The 7,672-nt window shown below is 73.3% G+C and carries 7 protein-coding genes; 3 read left to right on the plus strand and 4 right to left on the minus strand.

What is annotated here, in order from left to right; translation table 11 throughout:
- Nucleotides 1-16: 16 nt before the first annotated feature.
- Nucleotides 17-724 carry an ABC transporter ATP-binding protein gene (locus BFF77_RS02850; RefSeq protein WP_211280136.1) on the minus strand — a complete coding sequence of 236 codons (708 nt, stop codon included), beginning with the start codon at nucleotides 722-724 and terminating at the stop codon, nucleotides 17-19.
- A 168-nt stretch (nucleotides 725-892) separates the two neighbouring features.
- Here BFF77_RS02850 and BFF77_RS02855 point away from each other — a divergent pair, with 168 nt between their 5' ends.
- Both BFF77_RS02855 and BFF77_RS02860 read left to right on the plus strand, forming a co-directional pair.
- Nucleotides 893-1,759, plus strand: coding sequence for an alpha/beta fold hydrolase (locus tag BFF77_RS02855; protein WP_169922599.1), 867 nt, complete (start codon nucleotides 893-895; stop codon nucleotides 1,757-1,759).
- A gap of 3 nt (nucleotides 1,760-1,762) precedes the next feature.
- On the plus strand, nucleotides 1,763-2,509 hold the full coding sequence (locus BFF77_RS02860) for a GntR family transcriptional regulator (RefSeq protein WP_079124786.1): 747 nt from the start codon (nucleotides 1,763-1,765) through the stop codon (nucleotides 2,507-2,509).
- Between the two features lie 88 nt (nucleotides 2,510-2,597).
- Here BFF77_RS02860 and BFF77_RS02865 read toward each other — a convergent pair whose 3' ends face one another.
- Nucleotides 2,598-3,887, minus strand: a complete 1,290-nt coding sequence (locus BFF77_RS02865; RefSeq protein ID WP_141698342.1) for a CaiB/BaiF CoA transferase family protein — start codon at nucleotides 3,885-3,887, stop codon at nucleotides 2,598-2,600.
- Nucleotides 3,884-4,891 carry an MBL fold metallo-hydrolase gene (locus BFF77_RS02870; protein ID WP_211280137.1) on the minus strand — a complete coding sequence of 336 codons (1,008 nt, stop codon included), beginning with the start codon at nucleotides 4,889-4,891 and terminating at the stop codon, nucleotides 3,884-3,886. Before BFF77_RS02870 ends, BFF77_RS02865 begins: the two co-directional genes overlap by 4 nt.
- Before the next feature lie 169 nt (nucleotides 4,892-5,060).
- On the opposite strand from BFF77_RS02870, the gene BFF77_RS02875 reads away from it, so the two are divergent.
- Nucleotides 5,061-5,987, plus strand: a complete 927-nt coding sequence (locus BFF77_RS02875) for an HpcH/HpaI aldolase/citrate lyase family protein (RefSeq protein WP_066943455.1) — start codon at nucleotides 5,061-5,063, stop codon at nucleotides 5,985-5,987.
- Here BFF77_RS02875 and BFF77_RS02880 read toward each other — a convergent pair.
- Nucleotides 5,925-7,672: HelD family protein (locus tag BFF77_RS02880; RefSeq protein ID WP_066943457.1), on the minus strand; the 1,748-nt coding region annotated here is incomplete at its 5' end. The two genes, BFF77_RS02875 and BFF77_RS02880, sit on opposite strands and share 63 nt — an antisense overlap.

The raw sequence follows: 7,672 nt of genomic DNA on the forward strand, positions 1-7,672 counted from the left end.
GGCGCGGACCGGGCGGTCAGTGGCGCGCGTCGGCGCCCATGATCAGTGACCAGACCCGCTCGCGGATGGCGAGGAAATCCGGGTCGGCCAGCACGGACCGGTCGCGGGGGTGCGGAAGCGTCACGTCGATCAGCTCGGCGACGCCGCTGGGCCGCCCGTTGAGGACGGCGATCCGGTCCCCGAACAGGACGGCCTCGTCTATCGAGTGGGTGACGAACAGCATCGTCACGGGATGGTCCTGCCAGATGCGCAGCAGCTCGAACTGGAGCATACCGCCGGAGAGCTGGTGCGGATACGACTTCTCGAAGCCGGACAGGCCGACGAGGGTGATCAGCTCGCGGGCCCGTTCCAGGGCCTCCTTCTTCGCGACGCCGCGCACGCGCAGGGCGTAGGCGACGTTCGCCTCGACCGTCTTCCACGGGAAGAGGCCGAAGTGCTGGAAGACCATCGCCACCCCGTCCGGGGTGCCGGCCGTGGTCCGTCCGTCGATACGGACCTCGCCCTCGGCGGGCGGGATCAGTCCGGCCACCGCCCGCAGCAGGGTGGTCTTGCCGCAGCCGGAGGGTCCGACGATCGAGAGCACCTCCCCGGCGCCGATGGTCAGATCGATGTCCTGGGACACGGTGCGTTCACCGAAGCGCATGGTCAGCCCGTCGATCGCCACCGTGGCGCCACCGTGCGCGCCGGCCGGTGCGGCCGTTCCTGCTGAGTGGGTCGTGGTCATACCGGGGATTCTGAGCACTAGGATGCCTGACATGCAATAGCTATACTCAAGAAACCGAAAGATGCATCATCCTGGTGTGAGGTGCCTATGACCGTGAAGGCGGTGACATCAGTGGCAGCAGCGACAGATGCGACAGCGGTGACGGCGACGTCCTCGGCCGTGTCTCCGGTGCGTCTGCTTCTGCTGCACACCTGGGGCGGTGACGCGCGCACCTGGGCGCCCGCGCTCCGTTCGCTGTGTGCCGGGGGGCGGGCCGCCGAGGCGCCCGATCTGCCGGGGCACGGCGACCGGGCCGACGAACCGTTCACCCTGGCCGGCGCGGTGGAGACGGCCGCGGCGCACGCCGCCGCGGGGGTCCCGGGCGGTCCCGCGGACCGCGCGGCGGGCCCGGGCGGTTCCGCGGAGCACCCCGTGGACCGTCCCGTGGATGTCGTCGGCTCCGGTCTCGGGGCCCTGGTCGCGCTGGCCCTCGCCCGCCAACGGCCCGCCGCCGTACGCTCGCTGACCCTCGTCGGGTTTCCCCCGGCCGGGGGGCCCGCGGCGGCGGGACGGCTGGCGGAGACGGAGGAACGGCTGCGCCGCGCCGGGACCGCCGCGTTCGCCCGGGGCTATGCGGACGGCACCCTGCGCGCCCCCGATCCCGCCCGGCGTGAACTGCTGCGCCGGGCGATGGCCGCGACCCGCCCGCGGACGCTGCTCGACTCCCTGCGCGCCACGCTCGGCTGGGCCGACGACGAGCCGCCACGGCCGCCCGGTCCGCCCTGTCTGGTGCTGCGCGGCGCCTTCGACGAACGCGTCGGCGCCGAGGCGGCGAAGACCCTGGCCGGGCGGCTCGGCGGCGCGTACGCCGTCGTACCCGGCGCGGGCCATGTCGCGTACCTGGACGAGCCCGAGGCCTTCGCCGCGGTCCTCGGGGACTTCCACCACCGCCTCGACCGCGCGGCGGCCGGTCCGGCCGGTCGATACGGCACGGAACCCGCCGCGCCGGTGCGACACTCGTCAGGCCCGCCGACCCCGACGCTCCCCGAGCGCTGAGCCATGAAGGACACACCCATGCTGCCGCCGGCCCGCCGACGTCCCTCCACAGCGACCGACGGTGTCGCGCCGAAGGGGGCGAAACCGCTGACGAAGCGCGACCGTATCGCCACCGAGCTGCGGCGGATGATCAGCGCGGGCGAACTGCCGCGCGGCAGCCGTATCCAGCAGGACGTGCTCGCCGCGATGTTCGACACGAGCATCACCCCGGTCCGTGAGGCGCTGCGGCTGCTGGAGGCCGAGGGCGTACTGGTCGGTGAGCCGCACAAGGGGGTCCGGGTCGCCGACGCCGACTACGAGCAGGTCAAGACCGTCTATCTGCTGCGCCGCCTGGTGGAGCCGTACGCGATGCAGCGGGCGGCCCGGCGCCTCTCCCCGCGCGACATCGACCTCGCGGAGCGGCTGGTGGCCGAGATGGAGGAGGCCGCCGCCGAGGGGGACCGGGCGCGGCTGAACGCCACGAACCGTCAGTTCCACTTCCTCTTCTACGCGAACTGCGGCAACGAGGGGCTGACCGAGGAGATCGACCAGCTCTGGCAGAAGTTCCCGTGGGACGTGCTCCAGGTCCTGCACGACCGTGCCGAGGAGACCTCCAACGAGCACCGGGCGATGCTGGCCGCGGCCCGGCTCGGCGACGGCGACGCGCTGGCCAGGGCGACCGAGTGGCACCTGGCCCGCAGCTTCCTCGCGCTGGCACGGCATCTGACGGGACAGCAGGTCGTCGATCCGTTCGACGTCGACAACGACTGACGGGACTCCTGACCGGACCGGCCGCCGCCCCTGGGGCGGCGGCCGGTCCGGCTGTCGAAACACACCTCGGGTCCTGTCCGGACAGGGCCTAGCGGGCGGGCGCCGTGGGCGTGGACGTGCCGGACGGCGAGGTGCCCGATGACGGGGTGCCGGGCGGCGGCGCGGGGGCGGGCGGCGCCGGCAGCGCGTCCATCTCGGCCCGGGAGAGGCCCAGTTCACGCAGCACGTCCGCGGTGTGCTCGCCCAGCGCCGGCACCCGGCGCCCTCCCGTCGGCTCCGGCCGGGGATGCAGCGGTGAGGTGACCACCCGGACCGCCTGCCCGTCCGGCAGCGTCGCCTCCGACCAGCGCCCGGTCGCCGCCGCCTGCGGATGGTCCAGGACCTCACCGATCTGGTTGAGCCGCGCGTAGGGCACGTCGGCCCGCTCAAGGCGGGCGGTGACCTCGGCGGTGGACAGCCCGCCCAGCCGTGCCTGCACCGCGCGTTCGGTGCGCTCGCGGTGCCGTACCCGGGCGGTGTTCGACGCGAACGCCGGATCCTCCAGCAGCCCCGGCTCGTCCAGCACCATCCGGCACAGCCGCCGCCACTGGCCCTCGTTCTGCACCGCGATCAGTACGTCCTGGCCCTCGGCCGTCGTGTACGGCCCGTACGGCGCGATGCTCGCGTGCCGCAGCCCGGCCGGCGGGGGCGCGGAACCCCCGTGCATCTCGGCGAGCAGGAGCGGGCTCATCCACTCCAGCAGTACGTCGAACAGCGCCACGTCGATCCGTTTGCCCAGACCGGTCCGCTCGCGTGCGTACAGGGCGGCGGTGACGGCGGTGAGCGCGTACGTCCCGCCGGCCAGATCGGCCAGGGACACGCCGGGCTTGGCGGGCGTGTCCGGTGTGCCGGTGGCCGTGATCGTACCGGCCTCGCCCTGCACCAGCGCGTCGTACGCCTTGCGGGTGGCGTACGGTCCCGACGGCCCGTACCCGGAGAGATAACAGCGCACCAGACGCGGGTTCAGCCGGGCCAGTTCCTCGTCGGGGACGATCCGCTCCAGGGCGCCCGGCGCGAGATTGCAGACCAGGACGTCGGCGTCGCGCAGCAGCCGGCGCAGCACCTCTCGCCCCGGCTCGGCCTTCAGGTCCAGGACGACGCTGCGCTTGCCCCGGTTGAGCCAGACGAAGTGGCTGGCCAGCCCGTGGACGGCCTCGTCGTAGCCCCGGGCGAAGTCCCCGCCGCCCGGCCGCTCGATCTTGATCACCTCGGCGCCCAGGTCGGCGAGATGCCGGGTGCACAGGGGGGCGGCGACGGCCTGCTCGACCGCGATGACCCGCACGCCCCGCAGATCCGCGGTCATGTCCCCGCTCGTGTCCGGGCCGCTGTCCGTCGTCATGAGCGGCCGAAGCGCAGCACGGTGCCGACGGCGGGCTGTACGTAGTTCGCGGGGAGATCGCGGGCCACGCGCGCGTGCGTGTGCAGTCCGCTGCAGTGCATCGGCATGACCGTGGCGACCTCCAGCTCGGCGAGCGCGTTCGTGGTCAGCCCGACGTTCTCCGCCGGGGTGGTGGGGAAGCCGAGGTGGAAGCCGCCCATCACCGCGCGGACGGGTCTGGGCCCGCAGACCGCGCGGGCCTGGGCGATCGTATTGATGACCCCCGCGTGCGCGCAGCCGGTCAGGACGACCAGACCCACGTCCTTCACATCCACCACGAGACCCATCTCGTCCGTCACCTCGTCCCGGCGCAGCCTGCCCTCGGCCGAGACCTGGTAGAGACCGGGGTCGCCGGGGCTGAACGCGGGAGCGGCACCGGCCTCGAAGGCGACCTCTCGCGGAATCTCCCCGGTGGTGTGCACACCCCAGCCGAGATCGAGCGAGTCCCTGGTCAGTACGGGGATGCCGCCGGACTTCTCGACCTCGCCGAAGCCGAACGCCGCGTTGTAGACGGGCGAGGTCCGGCCGTCGCCCATGACCGCGTACCGGGGCAGTTCCGCGTCGGCGTGCGTGGCGACCGGGACACGGCGTCCCGCCAGACCGAGGAAGCGGTGGATACCGCCGAAGTGGTCCGGGTGGCCGTGGCTGATGACCACATGGTCGATGCCGGTGGGGTCCACGCCCAGCACCCGCATGTTGTGTTCGAGGACCGTGCCGGTCAGACCGGCGTCGAACAGCACCCGCAGGGTGTGCCGGCCCCGGACCGCCTCGACCAGGAAGCTGATGCCGTTCTCCGCCTGGGGCGGGACACGCTTGGGGTCGAAGTGCTCGATGAGCCCGTACCGGGTGACGCAGTGGTCGTCACCGTGCCCGTCACCGCCGGTGGGGCTGGCCTGGTCGGGCAGCAGCATGTCCACCTGGTTCTCGACCAGCACGGTAATCGTGACGCTGTCGGCTTGGAACACGCCGCGATCCCCTCCTCGTCGGCGGGGCACCGGCCCCGCCCCTCGTCACGGATCCGGACGGCCCGTACGGTCCCACCGCACGGGCCGACCCGAAGTATTGTGACTGGTAAGCTACATCACCACTTAGGAAAATGCATCATCCTGTTCTTTGTGTGTGAGGAGTAGCCCGGTGCCCCCGCGTCCACCCCGTTCCCATCTCTATGTGCCCGCCGACCAGCCGCGTTTTCTCCGCAGCGCCGCTCGTACGGAGGCGGACGCGGTCATCCTCGATCTGGAGGACGCCGTCGCGCCCGCGCGCAAGGACGAGGCGCGCGCCGCCGCCGTCGGATTCGCCCTCGGCCGCCAGGACGGGGGACCGGAGCTGTGGGTACGGGTCAACGGGGGCGCCCGTGGTCTTGACGACGCCCGCGCGCTGCTCGCCACGGGCCGGATCGACGGCCTGTGGATGCCCAAGGCGGGTGCCGGTGCCGAGCTGGACACCCTGGCCGCCGCCGTGGGCGCGACCGTGACCGCGACCGGCGGGCCCGTCGCCCTGGGGCTCCTCGTCGAGAGCGCGGCGGGGGTGCTCACCCTCGGCACCGCCGTCCGTCACCCCGCCGTGCGCCGGATCCAGCTCGGCGAGGTGGACCTGCGCGCGGACCTGCGGATGGGGCCCGACTCCGCCCGTGGCGACGACCTGCTCGACTGGGCCCGGGGACCGGCCGTCGCGCACGCCGTCGCGCACGGGCTGGAGTGCGCCGTCGCGCCCGTCTCCGTACATACGTCCGACAGTGCGGCGTTCCGCGCCTCCAGCCTGCGACTGCGCGGGCTCGGCTTCCAGGGCCGCGCCTGTATCCACCCCCACCAGGTCACCGTCGCCAACGAGGTGTTCGGCACCGACCCCGCCGAGCTGGCCGACGCGCACGCCCTGCTCGATCTCTTCGAGCGGCACGAGCGCGACGGCAGCGGCGCCTTCCGCGACGGGCGGGGCGCGATGGTCGACGCGGCGACGGTGCGCAGGGCCCGGGACCTGACCGGCCGCCCCGTACGGAGCTCAGCCGGCGCGGGTCAGGAGCGGGGCGGGGAGCGGGGCGCTGTGGAGGACCGTGAGTCCTGAGACCGCGCGGGTCAGGGCCACGTAGAGCCGGCGGAGGCCGGTGCGTTCGTCGGGTTCCCCGGCGACGACCGACGCCGGGTCGTCCAGGACCACGTAGTCGTACTCCAGGCCCTTGGCCAGCGAGGCGGGCACCAGTGTCAGACGGGACGCCGCGGTGGTCTCCTCGCCCGGGGAGAGCCAGGGCATGGCCGCCGCGGTGAGGGCCTCGCGCAGGGCCGGGATCCTGCTGTCCGCCGCGATCAGGCCGATGGAGCCCTCGTGGGCCAGGGATTCCGCGCAGGCCGCCACGACCGCCGCGTCCAGCGCGGCGGCGTCGCCCGCCTCCCGTACCTCCAGCGAGCCCGGCGACTCGCGCACCGACTCCACCGCCGTCAGGCCCGGCGAGATCTCCGGCAGCAGCCTCGACGCGTACGCGATCACCTCGCGCGGCACACGGAAGCCCGCCGTCAGCTCCTCGACCAGCGCGTCCGACTTGCCGAGATGGCGCAGGGCCTCCGCCCAGCTCGCGGTGGCCCACGGTGTGGTGCCCTGCGCCAGATCGCCCAGGACCGTGGCCGAACCGGTCGAACAGCGGCGGCCCACCGCGCGGTACTGCATCGGTGAGAGGTCCTGGGCCTCGTCCAGCACGACATGGCCCAGCGAGTGCGTACGGGCGATCAGATCCGCCGTCTCGTCGATCAGCACCGCGTCCGCCGGCGACCACTTCACCGACTTCACACCGCGCGCGGGCTTCGTCCACAGGACCGTCCGCTGCTCGTCCGGCGTCAGCAGGCCCTCCGCGTGCTCGGCCAGGAACTCCGCGTCGGAGAGCAGCCGCAGCACCAGCTTCGCCGGATCGACCGGAGGCCAGATGGCCTTGACCGCCGCCTTGACCGACGCGCCGCGCGCCACCGCGTCCTGCACCCGGTCGTCGGGCGCCTCGCCCGCCCGTTCCATCTGCACGAGCACGGCGTGGGCGATCCGTTGCGGAAGCGCCTCACGCGCGGCGCCGTAGCGCATGTCCCGGTCCAGCAGCTGCCGGACGATCTCTTCGAGTTCGTACGCGGGCACCCGCCACCGCCGCGAGCCCCGCACCACCACGATGCCCTCCGTGGGCGTGGTGACATGGGAGCGCACGGCCCGGCGCAGGATCTCCGCCATCCGGGCGTCGCCCTTGAGCACGGCGGCGGGCGCCGGGTCCGTACCGCTCACCTCGACGGAGGCGACCAGCGCGTCCACCGTCGACTGCCGCACGTCCAGCTCGCCCAGCGCGGGGAGCACCTGCTCGATGTAGTGGAGGAAGGACGCGTTCGGCCCGATGACCAGCGTGCCGGTACGGGCCAGCCGCTCGCGGTGCGCGTACAGCAGATACGCGACCCGGTGCAGACCGACGGCGGTCTTGCCGGTGCCGGGACCGCCCTGGACACAGACCGTGCCGCCGAGGTCGCTGCGCACGATCTCGTCCTGTTCCGGCTGGATCGTGGCGACGATGTCCCGCATGGGGCCCACGCGCGGCCGTTCGATCTCGGCCTGGAGCAGCTTGCTGGAGCGGACGGCCTCGGTGGGATCGGAGAGACGCTCGTCCTCGTACGCGGTGAGGTCGCCGCCGGTGTAGCCGAAGCGGCGGCGCAGCGCGACATCGTGCGGGTCCTTCTTGGAGGCCCGGTAGAACGGCTGGGAGACGGGCGCGCGCCAGTCGATGACCA

Source organism: Streptomyces lushanensis, assembly GCF_001700515.1.
GTDB lineage: Bacteria > Actinomycetota > Actinomycetes > Streptomycetales > Streptomycetaceae > Streptomyces > Streptomyces lushanensis.